The sequence below is a fragment of the Mucilaginibacter corticis genome, assembly GCF_007558865.1.
Taxonomy (GTDB): domain Bacteria; phylum Bacteroidota; class Bacteroidia; order Sphingobacteriales; family Sphingobacteriaceae; genus Mucilaginibacter; species Mucilaginibacter corticis.
Genome location: NZ_VLPK01000001.1, coordinates 2,038,337 through 2,057,414, shown reverse-complemented (window position 1 = coordinate 2,057,414; position 19,078 = coordinate 2,038,337). Strand labels below are relative to the sequence as shown.

The window sequence follows — 19,078 nt, the reverse complement described above, 5'->3', positions numbered from 1 at the left end:
AAAAGCTTTAACATCTTTTTAACAAGCTCAATATTTCACTTTAACGTAAAAAAGCAGGGGCATGGAGAACATATCTAATATATCTGCGTTTGTTAATAAAATGTATTAATTTTGTGACCATGAATATACAGGCAATACTTGTTTTGATCATATTTGCCGGTGCCGTATTCTATATTGGCCGGCTTATGTATAAAAATCTATTTGCAAAGAAAAGTTGCGGCAGTAACTGCAAATGCGGTGTTGATTTTTCAAATATCGACCCCGAGAAAAACTTTAAATAGCATCAACCTAAATATTTTACTAATTAAATTTTAATGGCCGAAAAGCAGGTTTTTCAAGCTGATACCCCGGGTAGATGGAACCGATTTAAATGGCTTAGCCGGATTATAGTGCTGGTGCTGATCTGTAGCGTAGTGGGCGCTGTAATTACCATCACATCCAGGCAATACCCTGATCTTCCTGATTTAAATCCAGCCCCTAAAAAGTTAACCAAAGAGGAACTGGACCAATTAAAAAAATCAAAGCAATTTAAAAATTTCAAGATCGATAAGGCAGGGATCCAAAAGCTGGAACGCACCCGCAGCGCTTACCGTTTAAAGCACCCCAATAACAAAGATCGTATAAACGCCGCGTTTTACCGCCCCTGGGAAGCTCAGGCATATACTTCATTGGTTACCAATATCAGCCACCTGGACATGATCGTGAGCGAAGGCTTCATGATGAAGAAGGACGCGGACACCATTGTAGCTAACGTTGATACCGGCTTGATCAACCTTAATAAAAAATACAAAAAACCGGTACTCATCACGCTGTCAAACTATGTGAATTATGATGCCGCGAATGGCGGTTTTGACTCGAAAGATGTTGAGCGCATTGTTAAAAATAAAACCCTGCGCACTACTTTCATCAGCAGCATTGTAAAGCAGTTAAACAAATATCATTTTCAAGGTATCAATCTTGAATTTGACGATATAAAAAATCGTAATGAACCTGATTTTGTTAAGTTTGAGCAGGAGCTTTACAATACACTGCACCCCTTAGGCTTTTTAGTTACGCAAAACGTTGTGCCCGATGATGAGCAGTATGATTTAAAGAAACTGCAGCATTATAACGACTTCCTGTTTGTAATGGCCATAAGCCAGCATACTGAAGACAGTAACGCAGGCGATATTTCAAACCAGCATTGGGTTGAAGAAATACTGGATGAGGTTTGCGACGAAATACCGAGCGAAAAAGTTATTCTAACTGTTTTTGGCGGAGGTGTTGACTGGCCGGAAAACAGTGTTGGCAAGGGCATAGGTTACCAGGCCGCCATCAGTACCGCGCATGAAAATAAGAGCGCTATCACTTTCGATCCCTTTTCGGCCAACCTGCATTTTAAATATGACGGGCAGGACGGGCTTGAACATACGGTTTACTTTACAGACGCGGCTACCAACTTTAACATTATCCGCATGGCCGACGACTGGGACACCGGCGGTGTGGCACTGTGGCGCTTAGGCAGCGAAGACCCGCGTTTGTGGAGCTTCTTCCAGAAAAACCTGGCTATCGACTCGCTGAGAAAAACCGGTGTCGACCTTAGGCGTCTTACTTATGTGGGCCTGAATACCAAAATATACTACGAAGGTAACGGCGAGGTGCTCGACCTGATCACCACTCCGGTTGAAGGTAAGATCGATGTAAAGATGGACACTACCAACTTCGTTATCACCAATCAAAACTATATCAAGCTGCCAACCAAATACGTTATCCGCAAATACGGTTATAAACCGGGGAAAATTGTACTGACTTTTGACGACGGCCCCGACCCTGATTTCACCCCACGAATATTAGACATTTTAGAAAGGGAAAAAGTTCCTGCAGCCTTTTTCGTAGTAGGCTCTATGGCCGAAAAAAACATGCAGTTGCTGCGCCGCGAGTATAATGACGGATTTGAAATTGGTAATCACACTTTCTTCCATCCTGACATCTCAACGGTAAGTATTGATCGGGTTAATTTAGAGCTGAATGCTACGCGCAAGCTCATCGAATCAGTAACCGGCCACAGTACCATCCTGTTCAGGCCGCCGTTTAACGCCGATGCCGAGCCGCAAACCCTGGCCGAGGTTATCCCGGTAGCAGAGAGCCGTAAACAAAGCTATATCAACATCGGCGAGTCTATAGACCCATGGGACTGGCAGCCGGGCGTAACCAAAGACAGTATTGTAGCCCGTACCATTAGGCAGGCAAACAATGGCTCGATGTTGTTATTGCATGATGCCGGCGGCGATACCCGCGAAGAAACGGTTAAGGCACTGCCTGAGATCATCCACTACTTTAAAACCCACGGCTACCAGTTTACTACCATTGCCGATATATTAGATAAAAGCAAGGACGAACTGATGCCGCCGGTTAAGCACGAAGGCGGGATCTTTGGTTCTTTGTATGATGTATTTGTTGTAGGCTTCTTTTATGGCAACTGGTTCTTGCTGTACCTGTTTTTATCGGCTATTTTCCTGGCCATAGGCCGCATTGTATTGATAGGTATTTTAGCGGTAAGGCAATATGCAGAAAACAAAAGTTTTAAACGCTACCGCGACAGGGTGGCTAAAATGCAGCTGCAACCGGTAAGCATTATAGTACCTGCATATAATGAGGACATTACGGCTCTAAAAACCATCGAAAGCCTGCTTAAAACAGAGTATAAAGATTTTGAAATAATATTCGTAGACGACGGATCAAAGGACGATACCTATAATATTGTTTATAAGGCTTATGGCGATAACCCGCAGGTAATGGTGTTGACCAAGCCTAACGGCGGTAAGGCATCGGCACTGAACTTTGGTATCTCGCACGCAAGGTTTGATTTTGTGGTTTGTATTGATGCCGATACGCAGCTTAAGGACGATGCTATTTACCAGCTGATGACCTATTTTACCGACGACGAAATTGGCGCGGTGGCAGGTACGGTAAAAGTTGGTAATGAAAACAATATCATTACCCGCTGGCAGTCGATAGAATATATTACGGCGCAGAACATGGACCGCCGCGCATTCGATTTGATCAACAGTATAACCGTTGTGCCGGGCGCAATCGGCGCGTTCCGCAAGTCGGCTGTTTTTGAGGCGGGCGGCTTTACCACCGATACTTTGGCCGAAGATTGCGACCTGACCATGCGGATATTGCGGAAAGGTTACATCATCAGGAATTGCGCCGAAGCTATTGCCTATACCGAAGCCCCTGAAACCATCAACGCGTTGTTGAAACAACGTTTCCGCTGGAGCTATGGGGTAATGCAAAGCTTCTGGAAAAACCGCAAAGCGCTGTTTAACAAAAAGTACAAATTCTTCGGGATGGTGGGTATGCCAAATATCCTCATCTTCCAGATCATACTGCCGCTGTTTTCGCCGCTGGCGGATCTGTTTATGATCCTGGGCCTGTTTGGCGACAAACCCGGTAAGATCATTATCTACTATGTAGTATTTGTACTGGTTGATTTTATTGTAGGCATCATTGCCTTCTGGATGGAAAAAGAGGATTACAAAAAGCTGGTATACATTATACCGCAGCGTTTTGTATGGCGCCAGCTGATGTACTATATCCTGTTTAAATCTATCCGCCGCGCCTTAAAAGGTGAGCATAGCGGCTGGGGCGTATTGAAACGTACGGGGAATGTGAAGAATGTAGAAGACCAGAAGTAAATGTCTGATCGATAAATAGAAATCGCCTTGTAAATTAATTATGGGGCGGTTTTATTTTTAAACGTCCCCACAGGGTCTTTCAGCGGAGACCCTGTGGTTGCACAATTAACGCAGGGTCCTCTTCGAGAGACCCTGCTAAAACTGAAATAAATGATCATTGACCAATCTGTATTACTCGGATTAAACAATTTATTAGGGTTAAACTATACCGGAGCGGAACAGGACTGGGATATTGAATTTGCTGATTCAAATAGAGTGCATGACTTCATAAAGATAGCTCAACATTCAAGCCTCTCTGTTTCTGAAAAGTACGCAGTTATATCTTTAATATTAGCTTCTTATGACGATTTTTTAGCTGTCAAAGAAGATACGAATCAATTATTATGGTCAAAAATAACTGATTTGATAAATCCTGATAGAGAAATATATAAAGACCTTCTATCTTATTGGGCAAGGTGGGATAAAGAAAATGATGACCGTTTTTTAATTACTCCTTTGGTGAGGTCTACATTTTAAGTCCCCACAGGGTCTTCCAACGGAGTCCCGCTGAGACAGAAGTGTCAAAAATTCTTGCACTTCTACATTTCCTACCTATATTCATGGTAAACTTTATCACCATGAAAAAACCAATCCTTATTTTATCGTTTATCCTGATTTTGCTTTCGGCGAAAACACAGTCACAACTGCGGCCGATGAGCCACAGGTTGCTGCTATGTTAAAAACCTTTTATACGGCTTATATGTCGACCTTTTCAGACCCGGATCTAAAACATGGCGATGTAAAAGCGATCGAGTTGCGCAAAAAATACTGCACTGTCAAATGCCGGAAACAACTTGTAGAATTGGGCGAGTCGACCGACTCAGATGCAGTAATCAATGGCCAGGACAGCGATGAAAAATGGACAAAGACATTAGTCATTAAACGTGACCCAAAAATTGCCGGTCATTACAGCGTTTCATACTCAAATGATGAGTATCGTGAAGATAAAAACCTGCACAAACGTACCACTACTATATATCTTGCTATAGTAAAAGAAAATGGTGTATTTAAAGTTGATAAGATATTAAATAGCACATCGGGGTTCTGATATATAAGGCACAAGTAGCCTTTCACACGCTGGCCTGCCCGACATACTTGCGCTGGCATTGGCGTTTAAAGAGGTATCGCTAACCTACAAATATTATTGCAAAAACAGCCATTAATTTTCTTATCCCACAAGCTGGCGCAAGATGTCGGGTTGGGAATGGGAGTAAAAGCAACTTGTGCCTTATTAGCATATCACCGCAATAATTGCGCGTGTTGCCGGCAAGTTGATAACACAGGGCACAGGCACAGGCACAATATACATAAATTAAAAATATGGTGACACTATTTTGTCATTAAACACAGCACCAAAATTCCGCTAAAAGCAAGAAAAAGTGTACCAAATTGTACCACCAGGTCAATATTAAAAAGTTAACTAACTATTTTACAGTCAATTTCAAAAACAGGTGCACCAAAGTGTATCATCAGGACACTTTCAATCTGGTACACGCAGGTAGCGGTCTAATCCTGCCGGCAGGGCCCAATCTTTAAACTTTAATAACTAAGCCTTCTCTATCAAACAAACCGCGTAAGCTACTACGCCTTCTTCGCGGCCTATAAAGCCCAGCTTCTCGTTGGTGGTGGCTTTGATGGAGATATCGTCTTCAGAGATGCTGGCAGCGGCAGCTATATGCACTTTCATAGCCGGGATATGCGGATTGATCTTAGGCGCTTCAAGGCATACCATGGCATCTATGTTGCCTATCTCCCACCCCTTTTCGCGCAGCAATACCATTACGTGCTGTAACAGTTTCAGGCTGCTGATGCCTTTCCAGCGGTCGTCGGTATTTGAAAAATGGAAGCCGATATCGCGCAGGTTAGCCGCGCCTAATAAAGCATCGCAAATGGCATGCAGTAATACGTCTGCGTCAGAATGACCGTAGGCGCCAGCATGGTGTTCTAAATTAACGCCGCCCAAAACAAACGGGTGGTGTTCGCGTAACTGGTGTACGTCAAACCCAAATCCTACCCTAACTTTACCCATAAACTACCTGGTACCCCCAAAGTTTACAGCCAGGGTAAACCTAAGCGTATTGGCTAATGGGCTGTTTTGCTGGCTGGCAGCTATATAAGCGAAATCAAACCTATACATGCTGTATTTAAGGCCAAGGCCTAAAGTCAGGTAATTGCGGCCACCTTTGTCGGCATTCTCGTAAAAGTAGCCCGCGCGGATGGCAAATTGCTGATCATACATGTACTCAACACCCGGAGAGAACGAGATCTCTTTGATCTCCTCGCTAAAACCACCCGGCGCATCGCCAAATGACCCGAAGATACCTGCAGGTACAGATACGTTGTCGTCATGCCCTTTAATGATGTTACCGTTAATATCCCTGATCGGCGGGGTTGGCACCAGTAGCTTATTCAAATCGAGCGCTACGGTTATCTGGTTTAAATTGTCGATAACAATCGTATTGGCCGCGCCTATCTTTAGGTTGGTAGGTAAGAAGTAACCCGGAATCACATCAGAGTAACTGATCTTGGTACCAATGTTTGAAATGTTAACGCCATAGCTAAAGGTTGCATCTTTACCAAACTGCTGCACCTTTGAGGTGTGGTACATAGACACATCGGCGGCAAATGCGTTGCCGGCCTTGGTATCCTGGCTTGTACCGGTAGCGAACGACTGGTCAGATAAACTTGAATGGATATACCGCGCTGTTAAACCCAGTGAAAAGTTATTACCAAACTTGCGCGCGAATGACACGTCGAATGAAAACTCGCTGGGGCGAAATGTCCCCTGGTTATTTTGCTGAAGATCTGTTAATTGAATAGTACCCAGATCAAAATAACGAAGCGATGCACCAATGGTATTCCTGTTATCCAGTTTGTGGGCAAAGCTCAGGTATGACAAGCTAACATCAGGCACCAGGTGGCGCAGCCATGGGCTATAGGACAAAGCCACACTGTTTTTGGCGCTGTCGTCTAAAAAAGCAAGTTTTGACGGGTTCCAGTAATTATCATTTACATCGGGCGACAATGCTACACCTGCCTCGCCCATACCACCCGACCTTGAGTTGGGCGATATATTTAAAAACGGAACGCCGGTAGGGATAGCATTAGGGTAATTACTACCGTTAGTGTTTGCACCGGTTTGAGCAATAGCAAACAGGGGTAATAACAATATAGTAAATACAAAGGATGCCTTACTGTAAAGTATCTTCATTAGTCAATCGGTTTAAAATTAATTGGATAAATATAGATTAATTATATCTTTTACTAATAAAAGTGACAAAAGTTTTTGTTTTATAAAATAGTAATAAGGCAATGCAACACTATCATAAGTTTTTTCGTTAAAAGAGTTTAATTACTATTAACCCTTAATTAAGTTTAGTATTTAATTTAAAATTTATAAATTTACCCCTATATATAATTGTAAAAATATGAAAATACTTTTTACTAATGCTGCTTTAGTACTAGTGAGTATCGGAACATTGTTGAGTAGCTGTAAACATCAAAAGTCGCAAAAAACGGGTATCCCTTATAATGATAAGAAATACGGCTACCAAAAATTCAGGCAAACCCACCCTTCACCGGGACCGGGTCTGGTTGCTATTGAAGGCGGTACATTTGTATTAGGCGGCAGTGCAGATCAGGATGTTAATTACGAATATAACAACGTACGTAAGCGTGTAACCATACCCGCTTTCTACATGGATGAAACGGAAGTATCTAACCAGGATTGGCTGGATTATTTACACTGGATCCAAACTACCTTCCCTACAGATCATGAATTATATTATAATGCACTGCCTGATACATTAGTATGGCGCAGGCCTTTGTCATACAACGAGCCTTACGTTAATAACTATTTACGTCACCCGGCTTTCCAGGATTATCCTGTAGTTGGCGTTACCTGGGACCAGGCACAGGATTATTGTGTTTGGCGTACAGACAGGATGAACGAATATATTTTGCAACAAAAAAACGTAATTGTTAACCCTAAAAGCGGCAAGGCTAATCAAAACGCTACTGCAGCTAATGCGCAAAAAACACCGTTCAATACAGACATGTATTTAAACAACCAGTTTAGAGGTACAGGTATTGATGGTAAAGGTATGCCGGTTGATCTGAATGGAAAACCTGCCGCAGGTTCAAAAAAATCAGTTAGGCCGGTACGTGTTGAGGATGGTATTTTAAAACCCGCTTACCGCTTACCTACAGAAGCCGAGTGGGAATATGCTGCTTTGTCTTATGCAGGTAACACCCAATTTGAAAATATTACCGACGGTAAAATATATCCGTGGAATGGCTTAGGCGTACGCTCTGCCAAAAAAGCTACACGTGGTTTAATTCTGGCCAACTTTAAACGTGGACAGGGTGATAACGGTGGTGTTGGTGGTTCATTGAATGACAAGGCCTTTATCACTGCACCGGTAAGATCATACCAGCCAAACGACTTTGGTTTGTATAACATGGCCGGTAATGTTAACGAGTGGGTACAGGATACCTATCGCCAGATGACATTTGACGATGTGGATGATTTTAACCCTTTCCGTGGTAACCAATTTACTGATAAACGTTTGGCTGACCCGGCAACCGGAAAATATGCAAAAGACAAATATGGCCGCCCAATAAAGGATCCTGCAAAATCAGCTAAAAAAATGTCTTATGCAGACCTTATCGCTTCGCAACAGGCACAGGCTGCTACTAACACAACTGTACCGGCAAACGCTAAAGATCCATTGGCAGGTAAAGCTTACAATGCCGACGCGAGAGGATTTTTAGATACGGTTAACACCAGCTTATACGGTACTACTACTTTGGTAAGCGACCACTCTAAGGTTTACAAAGGTGGTTCATGGAATGACATGGCTTACTGGTTAAACCCTGCAACCCGTCGTTTCTTAAATGAAGACGATGCCAGTGCAGAAGTTGGTTTCCGCTGCGCGATGGACTTAGTGGGCGCACCAGAGATACACCCGCAAGGCAAACCACACTTTAGTGTTAAAAAAGCTAAATAAGCTAATAACTTACTAATCTCAGATATAAAAAGAGGCTTGAAAATTCAGGCCTCTTTTTTTATGCGAACTGCAATAAGATCTGTCCTTTTTCTACCTTATCTCCGGGTTTTATTTTGACCGATCTGACCACCGTATCAACCGGCGATTTTATGATATTCTCCATCTTCATGGCCTCAAGGATAATCAGGCTATCGCCTTTTTTTATTGCCATACCTTCTTCAACAAAGATCTTAAGTACCAACCCAGGCATAGGGGCTTTGAGCTCGCTTATTTTATTGGCAGCTAAACCACTCATGCCCATTTTTTCAAGCAGCACATCAAATCGGTCTTTTGCTGTGATACTATAGATATTATTATTAACACGGATCTGTGCCGTCTTCGCAGTTTTATCAAAGCTCACCACTTCCACATTATATGACCGCAATTGTTCAATAACATGCCAGGTACCCTGGCTTAACTGTTTAATATCAGCCTCAACTTTACAGTTATTGATCAGTACTTCCTCGCCGTTGCTGTCAGCAGTGTAGTCATATTTGTCGTTTATTTTTAGCTGATACATACTGTTATTGCGTTAAAACGTATTGAACAAGATTGGCGCCCATTTTAAGCGCTTTTAAGCGGGTTTCCTGGGTGTCGCCGGCATAGGTTCCATAATCTTCCCAACCATTACCCAGATCGCACTCATAGGTGTAAAAACAAACAAGCCTTCCCTTATATATCAGACCAAACCCTTGTGGACGTTTACCGTCATGCTCATGGATCTTGGGTAAACCATTAGGGAACGGATATTTTTGATGATAGATAGGATAATTGGTGGGTAATTCAACAAAATCAAGCTCGGGGAATACTTTTTTCATTTGGGGCCTTACAAACTTATCCAGCCCGTAATTATCGTCGATATGTAAAAAGCCTCCGCCTGTTAAATACTTACGCAGGTTACCAGCTTCCTGGTCGGTAAAAATAACATTGCCATGCCCTGTCATAAAAACAAACGGGTAGTTGAATAGTTGGGCGCTGCCCGGTTCAACCACATCATCCTCTGCCTGGAAATTGGTTTTCAAATTTTCATTACAAAACTTGATCAGATTGGGCAACGCGGTCCTGTCGCCATACCAATCACCCCCGCCACTGTATTTAAGCTTAGCCATTTTATAGGTAGGCGCATTAAAGCTGCTGATAGTGATCAGCAGTAAAACGGCACAAACTATATGGATAACCTTTTTCATTTTGTTTCAATATCCTTTGACTCTCTCCTCTTTAAAGCCCTCCCTATCGGGGAGGGTTTGGGTGGGGCCTTACCTGTTCAAAAAATTCACTTCAAAGCAAGCTTCCAGTGCGGCGGTTTCTGTTCGCAACCTGCTTTCACCTAAAGTTATGGCTTTATATCCGTTATGCAAAGCGGCATCTATCTCGGCAGGCGAAAAATCACCCTCAGGGCCGATCAATATCAAATACCCGTCTTGCTTTTGCAGATCATGGCTCAGGCTTGTCTTTTCACTATCCTCGCAATGGGCTATAAATTTCTGGCCTCCAAACGGCTGGGATAAAAATTTATTAAATGCTACCGGCTCATTTAAAACCGGGTGATAAGCCTTTAACGATTGTTTTATAGCTGATGTAATTATTTTATTTAAGCGTTCGGTTTTAGCCTCCTTGCGCTCAGACCGCTGGCAGATGATCAATGAGATCTCATCAATACCTATTTCGGTAGCTTTTTCAAGGAACCACTCCAGCCTGTCCAGATTCTTTGTAGGCGCAATGGCAATGTGTAAGTAATGGTTACGTTTATTATAACCGGTTACAACATTGGTAATTTGCAGGATAACGCGCTTTGGGTGCGCGTCTTTAATTTGGGCGGTGTATAAACCACCCTTCCCGTCAATCAGCTGCACTTCTGCGCCAACTTCTAAGCGCAAAACACGTACGGCGTGTTTGCTTTCTTCTTCGTTAAGAAAGTATTGTGGATGTGTTGGGGCAATATCGGGTGTATGAAAAAGATGCATTGGCAAGCAGATTAGTGTAAATCTACCGTATCTTCTTCGTTTAGCAAAAGCTCTAACTTAACCGACTCAATGTTTTGATCAGATTTTTTTAATACGGTGATGTTATAGCCATTCGCTTCCTTTTGCTCTCCAACGTCAGGGATCTTGCCAAAAATATCGCCAAGCCAACCTGATACAGTATCAAAATCGCCGTCTTCAGGCAGGTCATGCGGTAAGTGGCCATTCACATCATATATCGGCGCAAGGGCGTTTACAATAAACTCACGCTCATTTAACGCCTCAACAATCGGCTTTTCCTCATCATATTCATCCTGGATCTCGCCTACCAGTTCTTCAACAATATCTTCAAGCGTAACCATGCCGGCAGTACCGCCAAACTCGTCAGATACAATGGCTATCTGGATGCGCTTTTGCTGCAGTTCGGCCATCAGATCGTTGATCTTTTTTGTTTCTGGGATAAAGTATGGCTTGCGGATAATATCTTTTAAAACTATCTCCTCATTACGTGCCAGCAGCGGCAGGATATCCTTGGCATGTACTATACCAACTATCTTGTCGATCACCTCGTCATAAACAGGCAAGCGCGAATAACCTTCTGTGATCAGGATATTTAGCAATTCATCTTTAGGCGTGCTTACCTCAATACCTGATATCTTAGTACGGGGCACCATGATATTTTTTACCACGCGCTCGTTAAACTCAAACACATTCTGGATCAGTTCATGTTCGCTCGAATCTATAGCGCCGGTTTCCTTGCCTTGCTCTAACAAATACTGCAATTCCTCCGAGCTATGGTGCGCTTCATGGCCCGGAATAATATTAATACCTATCAGCCTCAAAATAAAATTGGCGAAGGCGTTAAGCACCCATATAATGGGCCTGAAAACAATAAAGAAGATTCTTAATGGGCCAGATACTGCCAAAGCAGTACGCACCGATCTTTGGATAGCCAGCGTTTTAGGTGCCAGTTCACCAAATACAATGCTTAATACCGTGATGAATATAAAGGCGACAACGTGCCCTGATGTATTAACAAAACTCGATGAAATATCAATTCCTATAGACTGAAAGCCTCTTAGTACTACATTGCTAAATACTTCCTCTCCAATAACACCAAGGCCCAATGAGGCTATAGTAATTCCCAACTGTGTTGCAGCAAGGTAACCATCCAGGTTAGCAACTATGCCCCGAGTAACTTTGGCAATACGACTGCCCGCTTTAGCTTTGATCTCGATCTGCGATCCGCGAACGCGAACCAATGCAAACTCGGCAGCAACAAAAAAGCCGTTCAGTAAAACCAGTAAAAAGGTTAGGAGTATAGAATAACCATTTATGTCGTGCGTTTCGGGGCCCATTTACTAATTATTGGTACACAGGGAAAGTAGACTTATAAAGTTCTAAACTTTCATTAATTACTTTATAGGCATATTTTTTGCCAAGCATATGCTCAATCGTTACCTTTTTATCTTCAAGCGCCTTGTAATCTTTAAAGAAACGTACTATCTCTTTCATAGCATGCGGAGGCAGCTCGTTCAAATCATTAATATAATTTACGGACTGGTCATTTTTAGCAACCGCTATAATTTTATCATCCTGCTCGCCATTATCAACCATGTGCATTACGCCAATAACTTTTGCCTCAATGATAGACATTGGGAATACATCTATCGAGCAAAGAACCAAGATATCCAATGGATCTTTATCATCACAATAAGTTTGCGGGATAAAGCCATAGTTAGCAGGGTACATTACAGATGAAAATAATACGCGGTCTAGTTTTAATAAACCAGATTCTTTATCAATTTCATATTTTGCTTTTGAGCCTTTAGGGATCTCAATGATAGCATTTACAATTTCGGGTACGTTATCACCCGGAGAAACCTGGTGCCAGGGATGTTGTGTGCTCATTTATTCTTTTATGTTGTTTTTATTTATCGCTGCTTGCCAATCGTTTTTTAAAGAAAGCAAAAACAAGCGGAATTGTTGTAACTATTATTAATCCTAACACTACATATTGCAGATAGTCCTTAAGTTGAGGGTATCGCCTCCCCAAAAAATAACCGGATAATATGAATGTATTTACCCACGTTATGCTGCCTGCCAGATTGTAGATGGTAAATTTTTTAAAATCCACTTTCACTACACCTGCAAAGATAGGCGCAAAAGTTCTTATTATAGGGAAAAATCTGCCTAAAACTAATGCCATACCGCCGTGTTTTGCGTAAAACTCTTCGGCCAGTGTTACATAACGCTTTTTAAAGAACAATGAATCGTTTTTGCTGAATAATACCGGCCCCGTTCGATAACCAAACCAGTAACCGGTGTAGTTGCCTAAAATACCGGCAACTATAACAGATAAAACCAATGTACCTAATGATACATCAATCATCCCTGAAGAACATAACAGGCCTGCCAGGAATAACAAATAATCCCCGGGTAAAAAGAAACCGAAAAAAAGACCTGTTTCAGCAAAAACTACTATAAGCAGGAAATAAAACCCTCCCTTACTTAAAATGGATTGAGCGTCCGTTAAATTTTGCAGGTGTTCCCAAAAATTTTCCATTCACTATATTTGTAAAACTACAAATATTATATCAAATTTCGGGATTTTGATTTCTGATTAAATAAGTCCGTTTATCAGCTGCGGATATACACCGATAACTATTGTTGCCAAAGCAGCGAAGCCTAAAACAAAAACATAGTACGGCGGCACCACGATCTCTTCACGTTCTTCGCCACGAAAATACATGGCCACAATAACCCTGAAGTAATAAAATATACTGATGATAGCGTTAATAACCGCTACAATAGCCAGTAATATCAAATACTTGCGCATGATTAAGTTAAAGGTGAAAAACTTACCGATAAAGCCTGCGGTAAGCGGTATACCTGCTAACGACAACATAGCTATAGTTACTACCAAAGCCAGAAAGGGATTCTTTTTGCCAAGGCCATTAAAGCTATCGAAGCTATCGCTTCCTGTTGACTGGGTTACCAATATTAAAGCCCCAAATGCCACGATAGAGGCAATTGAATAAGCGGTAGCGTAAACAAATATGGTATTTGCAGAACTTGCTCCTAAACCCACAATAGCGAACAATAAATAACCCGCGTGCGATATACTTGAATAAGCCAGCATGCGCTTAAAGCTTTGCTGGTAAAGCGCGGTTATGTTACCGATGAATAAGGTCAAAATTGCTACGATAACCAAAGCCGGGCTCCAGATATTTGAGATTAGTGGGAAGCATATTGAAAACAACCGTAAAAATGCCGCGAAGCTGGCTGTTTTTGATACGGTAGACATGAATGCCGTTATCAATGCCGGTGAACCTTCGTACACGTCTGGTGTCCAGAAGTGGAAAGGTGCCACACCTACTTTAAAGCATAAACCAACCAGGATCAATATTACCCCGGTGCACAACATTGGAGGCATCTGGTTATGATCTAATACCCATTTCTGGATACCTTCAAGCGCGAATGAACCTGTTGAGCCGTAAACCAACGTAAAGCCAAACAGCAAAAAACCGGTAGAAAACGCGCCCATTAAAAAGTATTTTAACGCGGCTTCGTTTGAAGCAAAGTCATTCTTTTTAATACCTGCCAATATGTATAAACTTACCGACATGATTTCGATGCCGATAAATAACATGGTCAGGTTATAATATGAAACCATTACAATTATGCCCGCAAGCGAGAATAAAATGATGGCATAATACTCGGCTATGTGGTCACTTATTTTTTCAAAATATCCTTTAGAAAGTAATAGTATTAGTATAGTTAAAACAATAGCGACAGCTGAAAAAGCGATAGAAAATTGATTAAACAATATCATGCCGTGGTATTCAGGCGCGGCAAAAGCTGCATCCTGCCATTTTGCTACTGCCAAACCCAATGCAACAAGTAACCCTATAACAGTTACAGGTAACAATGCTTTTTGCATTTTATATAAACCTAAATACAATAGCACTATAGGTAAAACAGATATGACGATTAGAGTATTCATGATTAAAACTTACCTGGTATTTTTACAGTGTGCAATAAATTTTCGACCGCGGCTGAAGATATGTGCAGTATAAACTGCGGATAGATCCCCAAGCTAATTATCAATACGCAAATAATGCACAGCACAATTTTTTCTGAACCATGAACGTCTGCAAAAGTCGCGGTCAGTTCATTGGTTTGGCCCTGCATTACATTTTTGTACATCCTCAGCATATATACCGCGCCAAAAATAATGGTGAGGCCGGCAATAACGGCAAACCATATATTATATTGATAAACACTGTTCAATAATAAAAACTCGCCTACAAAACCGTTTGTTAATGGTAATGCCACTGTGCCCAGCACAATAATTAAAAAAGCGATCGCAAACTTGGGTGCAACTTTAGCTATGCCGCCCAGTTTAGTAATATCACGGGTACCTAAGCGGCTACTTATAATATCCCATATAAAGAACATCCCTACCACGTTAATACCGTGGCTAAGCATTTGCACCATAGATCCCTGTAAACCTTGCGCGTTCCAGGCGAATATACCCGCAGCGATCAAGCCAACGTGCGCTATTGATGAATAAGCTACCAAACGCTTACCATCAGTTTGCGTAAACGCAATAACCGAAGCATAAACAATTCCTATTACTGCCAATATGATAACCATGTGCTGGTAAGTCACCATAGCCATTGGTGTGATCGGGATCAACCACCTGATACAACCATAAACACCCATTTTTAGCATAATACCTGATAACATCATGGTACCTGCGGATGGCGCTTCGGTATAAGTATCCGGCTGCCAGGTATGGAACGGGAACAACGGCATCTTTATAGCAAATGCCAGGAAAAATGCCCAGAATACTACACCCTGGCGGTTAGTTATATATTGGCTTTGTACGGCAGCATATAAGTCATGCAGATCGTAGTTACTGTTTGGCGATTGTATGTAAAGAAAAATAATACCCAGCAACATAAACAGTGAACCAGCAAACGTGTATATGAAAAACTTAATGGTGATACGCACCCGGTTCTCCCCGCCCCAAAGCGAGCAGATAAAATAAATAGGTATCAGCGCCGCTTCCCAACCTACGTAGAACAAGAAACCGTCTAAGGCTGTAAATACAACCAGCATACCTGCCTGCATGAATAATATCAAGGCATAAAAGGCATTGGCGTTTTTGTATTGGTGCTTATAAGTAGTTAAAATAATGAGTGGGACAAGTAAGGTAGTAAGCAATACCATTACCATACTTATACCATCTATACCGGCATCAAAATAAATACTAAATTGAGGTATCCAGGGAGTATCGATTATAAACTGTGTACTGGCATCGGGTTTAAAATTTGCCAGAAAAACGCCTGCAATTGCCAGTTCAACAACAGAGAAAAATAATGCCGCGTGTTTTGCAGTTTCGTTCTTAAAGAAGAGAACAGCAAGCGCCGCAAGTACCGGCAAAAATATTAATATGCTAACCGTCATTTTATTTTGAAAACAAATTTAAATTGTATAGTAAAATGGCAACAATACCAACTACCATCATAAATATATAAAAACCGACATTGCCCGTCTGTAACAAACGCAGGCCCTTGCTCGATTCAATTGTACCTTTACCCAAACCATTTACCAGGCCATCAATACCCAGGCGGTCAACAACATTGTAGAAGAAGCCTGATAAAGCATCAAGTGGTTTACGGATCAGGAAATCATAGATCTCATCAACATAAAACTTATTGTATGACAGGTTTGCCAGTAACGGACGCTCTTCGCTATCTTCAACCGGTACATCAGCACTTTTAACATATTTTACATAAGCGTATATCATGGCAATTAAAGCGCCGCCAACAGATAAGCCCATCAAGGTCCACTCTGTGCTGCTGCTTAATTCGTGCTCGCCCAGGATCTTGTGCGATGCTTCAAAAACCGGCGCAAGGTAAGCGCCTAATTCGTGATGTCCGCCCATAACTGCAGGTACGCCTATCATACCGCCAATAGCAGATAATATAGCTAATACAATTAACGGGATGGTCATACTTGGCGGCGACTCATGTAAATGATGTTCCTGCTCATGTGTCCCGCGGAATTTACCCCAAAAAGTAAGGTACATCATCCGGAACATGTAGAATGAGGTAAGCATGGCGGTAATAACACCCACTACATAAAACGTAGTGCTATGTGCAAAGGCCGCAGCCAGAATTTCGTCTTTTGAAAAGAAACCTGAAAATGGTGGGATGCCTGCAATGGCGATAGTACCAACAAGCATAGTGACAAAGGTAATTTTGATCTTACCGGCTAAGCCACCCATTTTGCGCATATCCTGCTCGCCGCCCATGGCGTGGATAACAGAACCTGCGCCCAGGAATAATAATGCTTTGAAGAACGCGTGCGTTAATACGTGGAAGAATGCGCCGGTATAAGCGCCAACACCTAAACCTAAAAACATATAACCCAATTGCGATACGGTTGAATAAGCCAGTACCTTTTTAATATCTGTTTGCGTTAAGGCTATTAACGCCGCGAATGCTGCAGTAGCCAAACCTATAATGGCAATAACCTCCATTGTTTGCGGCGCAAGCGTAAATAAAATGTTTGAGCGTGCTATCATGTACACACCTGCTGTAACCATGGTAGCAGCGTGTATCAATGCCGATACCGGGGTTGGGCCGGCCATAGCGTCAGGTAACCAGGTAAACAACGGCAATTGTGCTGATTTACCAACAGCGCCTATAAATAACAATAAAGTGATCAGTACAAATGGCGCGCCCGGAGTATGTGCCGCTTTACTGAACACATCGGCGTAAGCTATGCTACCAAAAGTGTTGAATATTACGAATATGCCTATTAAAAATCCAAGGTCGCCAATACGGTTCATGATGAACGCTTTCTTGGCGGCGTCTGCATAACTTGGGTTTGAATACCAGAAACCGATCAGTAAATAAGAGCAAAGCCCTACGCCTTCCCAGCCAATAAACATTACCAGGTAGTTTGAGCCTAATACCAGTAAAAGCATAAAGAAAACAAACAGGTTAAGGTAAGCGAAAAACTTGCCGAAACCATCATCGTCATGCATATAGCCTATTGAATACAGGTGGATCAGGAAACCTACACCGGTGATGATCAGTAACATGATCGAACTTAACTGATCGACCAAAAAAGAAAAATTAACATGTAACCCTCCTACAGAGAACCAGGTGAACAGGTCGGCATTGATAGGTAGCCCTGATGACTTAACCTGAAAAAAAGCGCCGATACTTAACCCGAAAGCTATTAAAACCAACAGGCTACCGATAAAGCCGATAACGCCTTTTGAAAGTACATTGCGGCCAAGGCCGTTAATAACGAAACCGGCTAACGGTAATAAAGGAATAAGCCAGATGTATTTCTCCATTTTGTTGTATTCTGCCCCCTAATCCCCTAAAGGGGGAACAAGAGTTTTTTTATATTATTTTATATGCTCCTCATACTCCCCCTTCAGGGGGCAGGGGGCTTTTACCATTTCAACCTGTTCAGCACATTAATGTCTATCGAGTTAGTGTTGCGATAGATCATTACAATAATGGCCAGGCCTATTGCTACTTCTGCAGCGGCCAGCGCCATTATAAAAAATACAAAAACCTGTCCGCTTGCATCGCCTAAATAAACCGAGAAAGCTGTTAATAACAGGTTCACCGCGTTCAGCATCAACTCAACCGACATAAATATTACGATAGCGTTGCGGCGTACTAACACACCAATAACACCTATTGAAAATATAACCGAGCTTAATAGAATATATGCGTTAAGCGGCACGGATTGTATGGTACTCATTAAATCTCCCATTATGCTGTAGCTTTTGGATCTTTAGTAGCCAGTAAAACGGCACCAACCATTGCCGATAACAGCAATACAGATGATACCTCAAAAGGCAATAAATATTCGTTAAATAATGTTTTCCCCAGGTTTTTTACCAAACCTAAGTTGGTATCTTTAAGAACAACATAGTCAGACGGTGCTAATGCTTTTACCGCTGCTATAATGGTAATTAAAAAGCAACCGCCGCCAATTACTGCCGCTATTTTTACCAGGCTTGATTTAGGCTGTTCTGAATCTTTGTTCAGGTTCATCAGCATCAGCGTATATAGGAACAATACCAGTATAGCGCCCATGTAAACTATAAAGTTTACTATGGCCAGAAACTGCGCGTTCAGTAAAATATAGTGAATAGTGAACGTGAAGAACGTTAATATCAGGTAAAGTATGCTATGCACCGGATTTTTGGCAGAGATCACCAAAATGGAGAAGAATACGGATAAAAACGCGATGAAGTAAAATGTATTCATTTGTTATCTATTACAAAATACCCTGCCTTTTAAATTAA

General features: G+C 42.0%; 18 protein-coding genes. 5 read left to right on the top strand and 13 right to left on the bottom strand.

Annotated elements, in window-relative coordinates; genetic code table 11:
* The first annotated feature begins 119 nt into the window (after positions 1 to 119).
* The 4 genes from FO440_RS09035 to FO440_RS09020 all read left to right on the top strand — a co-directional run bounded on the left by FO440_RS09035 (position 120) and on the right by FO440_RS09020 (position 4,767).
* Complete coding sequence (locus FO440_RS09035) at positions 120 to 281, top strand: FeoB-associated Cys-rich membrane protein (protein WP_144247865.1); 162 nt, start codon at positions 120 to 122, stop codon at positions 279 to 281.
* Between the two features lie 33 nt (positions 282 to 314).
* Positions 315 to 3,680: a glycosyltransferase gene (locus FO440_RS09030; RefSeq protein WP_144247864.1), complete on the top strand. Its 3,366-nt coding sequence runs from the start codon at positions 315 to 317 to the stop codon at positions 3,678 to 3,680.
* Positions 3,681 to 3,830: 150 nt separating this feature from the next.
* Positions 3,831 to 4,196 (top strand): hypothetical protein, encoded by a 366-nt coding sequence (locus FO440_RS09025; RefSeq protein ID WP_144247863.1) that lies wholly within the window; start codon positions 3,831 to 3,833, stop codon positions 4,194 to 4,196.
* A gap of 196 nt (positions 4,197 to 4,392) precedes the next feature.
* Entirely contained in the window at positions 4,393 to 4,767 is a 375-nt protein-coding gene (locus FO440_RS09020) for a hypothetical protein (RefSeq protein WP_144247862.1), read from the top strand.
* A gap of 498 nt (positions 4,768 to 5,265) precedes the next feature.
* Here the strand turns inward: FO440_RS09020 and ispF are convergent, their stop codons facing one another.
* Positions 5,266 to 5,748: a 2-C-methyl-D-erythritol 2,4-cyclodiphosphate synthase gene (ispF, locus tag FO440_RS09015; RefSeq protein WP_144247861.1), complete on the bottom strand. Its 483-nt coding sequence runs from the start codon at positions 5,746 to 5,748 to the stop codon at positions 5,266 to 5,268.
* Between the two features lie 3 nt (positions 5,749 to 5,751).
* A complete protein-coding gene (gene porV / locus FO440_RS09010; protein WP_144247860.1) occupies positions 5,752 to 6,930 on the bottom strand; it encodes a type IX secretion system outer membrane channel protein PorV in 1,179 nt (392 codons plus the stop codon).
* Between the two features lie 217 nt (positions 6,931 to 7,147).
* Here porV and FO440_RS09005 point away from each other — a divergent pair, with 217 nt between their 5' ends.
* On the top strand, positions 7,148 to 8,728 hold the full coding sequence (locus tag FO440_RS09005) for an SUMF1/EgtB/PvdO family nonheme iron enzyme (RefSeq protein ID WP_144247859.1): 1,581 nt from the start codon (positions 7,148 to 7,150) through the stop codon (positions 8,726 to 8,728).
* A gap of 58 nt (positions 8,729 to 8,786) precedes the next feature.
* Here the strand turns inward: FO440_RS09005 and FO440_RS09000 are convergent, their stop codons facing one another.
* The 11 genes from FO440_RS09000 to FO440_RS08950 form a co-directional block, all read right to left on the bottom strand.
* A complete protein-coding gene (locus tag FO440_RS09000) occupies positions 8,787 to 9,287 on the bottom strand; it encodes a biotin/lipoyl-containing protein (RefSeq protein WP_144247858.1) in 501 nt (166 codons plus the stop codon).
* Positions 9,288 to 9,291: 4 nt separating this feature from the next.
* Positions 9,292 to 9,954, bottom strand: a complete 663-nt coding sequence (locus FO440_RS08995; RefSeq protein WP_144247857.1) for a DUF4159 domain-containing protein — start codon at positions 9,952 to 9,954, stop codon at positions 9,292 to 9,294.
* A 69-nt stretch (positions 9,955 to 10,023) separates the two neighbouring features.
* Complete coding sequence (locus tag FO440_RS08990) at positions 10,024 to 10,731, bottom strand: 16S rRNA (uracil(1498)-N(3))-methyltransferase (protein WP_144247856.1); 708 nt, start codon at positions 10,729 to 10,731, stop codon at positions 10,024 to 10,026.
* Between the two features lie 11 nt (positions 10,732 to 10,742).
* Positions 10,743 to 12,086, bottom strand: coding sequence for a hemolysin family protein (locus tag FO440_RS08985; RefSeq protein WP_144247855.1), 1,344 nt, complete (start codon positions 12,084 to 12,086; stop codon positions 10,743 to 10,745).
* 7 nt (positions 12,087 to 12,093) lie between these two features.
* On the bottom strand, positions 12,094 to 12,639 hold the full coding sequence (locus FO440_RS08980; RefSeq protein WP_144247854.1) for an inorganic diphosphatase: 546 nt from the start codon (positions 12,637 to 12,639) through the stop codon (positions 12,094 to 12,096).
* Positions 12,640 to 12,658: 19 nt separating this feature from the next.
* Positions 12,659 to 13,294 carry a DedA family protein gene (locus tag FO440_RS08975; protein WP_144247853.1) on the bottom strand — a complete coding sequence of 212 codons (636 nt, stop codon included), beginning with the start codon at positions 13,292 to 13,294 and terminating at the stop codon, positions 12,659 to 12,661.
* 57 nt (positions 13,295 to 13,351) lie between these two features.
* Positions 13,352 to 14,734 (bottom strand): NADH-quinone oxidoreductase subunit N, encoded by a 1,383-nt coding sequence (locus tag FO440_RS08970; protein WP_144247852.1) that lies wholly within the window; start codon positions 14,732 to 14,734, stop codon positions 13,352 to 13,354.
* Between the two features lie 2 nt (positions 14,735 to 14,736).
* On the bottom strand, positions 14,737 to 16,203 hold the full coding sequence (locus FO440_RS08965) for a complex I subunit 4 family protein (protein WP_144247851.1): 1,467 nt from the start codon (positions 16,201 to 16,203) through the stop codon (positions 14,737 to 14,739).
* A gap of 1 nt (position 16,204) precedes the next feature.
* Positions 16,205 to 18,109: an NADH-quinone oxidoreductase subunit L gene (nuoL, locus tag FO440_RS08960; RefSeq protein WP_144247850.1), complete on the bottom strand. Its 1,905-nt coding sequence runs from the start codon at positions 18,107 to 18,109 to the stop codon at positions 16,205 to 16,207.
* Positions 18,110 to 18,210: 101 nt separating this feature from the next.
* Entirely contained in the window at positions 18,211 to 18,528 is a 318-nt protein-coding gene (gene nuoK, locus FO440_RS08955) for an NADH-quinone oxidoreductase subunit NuoK (protein ID WP_394348361.1), read from the bottom strand.
* Positions 18,529 to 18,539: 11 nt separating this feature from the next.
* The gene (locus tag FO440_RS08950) at positions 18,540 to 19,040 is read right to left on the bottom strand and encodes an NADH-quinone oxidoreductase subunit J family protein (RefSeq protein ID WP_144247848.1); all 501 of its coding nucleotides are present in this window, start codon (positions 19,038 to 19,040) and stop codon (positions 18,540 to 18,542) included.
* Between the last annotated feature and the right edge of the window lie 38 nt (positions 19,041 to 19,078).

Coding starts and splice junctions, on each gene's coding strand:
- FO440_RS09035 (WP_144247865.1), top strand. CDS start 120: ATGAATATACAGGCAATACTTGTTTTGATCATATTTGCCGGTGCCGTA.
- FO440_RS09030 (WP_144247864.1), top strand. CDS start 315: ATGGCCGAAAAGCAGGTTTTTCAAGCTGATACCCCGGGTAGATGGAAC.
- FO440_RS09025 (WP_144247863.1), top strand. CDS start 3,831: ATGATCATTGACCAATCTGTATTACTCGGATTAAACAATTTATTAGGG.
- FO440_RS09020 (WP_144247862.1), top strand. CDS start 4,393: ATGTTAAAAACCTTTTATACGGCTTATATGTCGACCTTTTCAGACCCG.
- ispF (WP_144247861.1), bottom strand. CDS start 5,748: ATGGGTAAAGTTAGGGTAGGATTTGGGTTTGACGTACACCAGTTACGC.
- porV (WP_144247860.1), bottom strand. CDS start 6,930: ATGAAGATACTTTACAGTAAGGCATCCTTTGTATTTACTATATTGTTA.
- FO440_RS09005 (WP_144247859.1), top strand. CDS start 7,148: ATGAAAATACTTTTTACTAATGCTGCTTTAGTACTAGTGAGTATCGGA.
- FO440_RS09000 (WP_144247858.1), bottom strand. CDS start 9,287: ATGTATCAGCTAAAAATAAACGACAAATATGACTACACTGCTGACAGC.
- FO440_RS08995 (WP_144247857.1), bottom strand. CDS start 9,954: ATGAAAAAGGTTATCCATATAGTTTGTGCCGTTTTACTGCTGATCACT.
- FO440_RS08990 (WP_144247856.1), bottom strand. CDS start 10,731: ATGCATCTTTTTCATACACCCGATATTGCCCCAACACATCCACAATAC.
- FO440_RS08985 (WP_144247855.1), bottom strand. CDS start 12,086: ATGGGCCCCGAAACGCACGACATAAATGGTTATTCTATACTCCTAACC.
- FO440_RS08980 (WP_144247854.1), bottom strand. CDS start 12,639: ATGAGCACACAACATCCCTGGCACCAGGTTTCTCCGGGTGATAACGTA.
- FO440_RS08975 (WP_144247853.1), bottom strand. CDS start 13,294: ATGGAAAATTTTTGGGAACACCTGCAAAATTTAACGGACGCTCAATCC.
- FO440_RS08970 (WP_144247852.1), bottom strand. CDS start 14,734: ATGAATACTCTAATCGTCATATCTGTTTTACCTATAGTGCTATTGTAT.
- FO440_RS08965 (WP_144247851.1), bottom strand. CDS start 16,203: ATGACGGTTAGCATATTAATATTTTTGCCGGTACTTGCGGCGCTTGCT.
- nuoL (WP_144247850.1), bottom strand. CDS start 18,109: ATGGAGAAATACATCTGGCTTATTCCTTTATTACCGTTAGCCGGTTTC.
- nuoK (WP_394348361.1), bottom strand. CDS start 18,528: ATGAGTACCATACAATCCGTGCCGCTTAACGCATATATTCTATTAAGC.
- FO440_RS08950 (WP_144247848.1), bottom strand. CDS start 19,040: ATGAATACATTTTACTTCATCGCGTTTTTATCCGTATTCTTCTCCATT.